The sequence below is a fragment of the Shewanella sp. S1-49-MNA-CIBAN-0167 genome, from assembly GCF_040310145.1.
Lineage (GTDB): Bacteria > Pseudomonadota > Gammaproteobacteria > Enterobacterales > Shewanellaceae > Shewanella > Shewanella psychromarinicola.
Genome location: NZ_JBEOPO010000523.1, coordinates 1 through 231, shown reverse-complemented (window position 1 = coordinate 231; position 231 = coordinate 1). Strand labels below are relative to the sequence as shown.

The following is a 231-nucleotide window of genomic DNA, read 5'->3' as shown; positions in this document are numbered from 1 at the left end:
AGCGAACGCATTGCGCTAATTAGCGATATGAACATTCAAGTTGCTGCCGCCACTGAAGAGCAATCTACCGTGGTTGAAGACATTAATCGTAATGTGACTGAAATCAACGATATCACTCTACGAACAGCAGATACCGCTCACGCGGCTGCAAATGCGAGTAAATCATTGAATCAGTTAGCCAGTCGACTAGATGTCTTAGTAGCCCGCTTTAAAGTGTAATATCTTTAGAAA

1 pseudogene is annotated in these 231 nt (G+C 42.9%); it reads left to right on the top strand.

The annotated features are described in order from the left end of the window. A pseudogene (locus AAEZ00_RS22265) lies at positions 1-219 on the top strand (methyl-accepting chemotaxis protein); the annotation flags it as partial. Between the last annotated feature and the right edge of the window lie 12 nt (positions 220-231).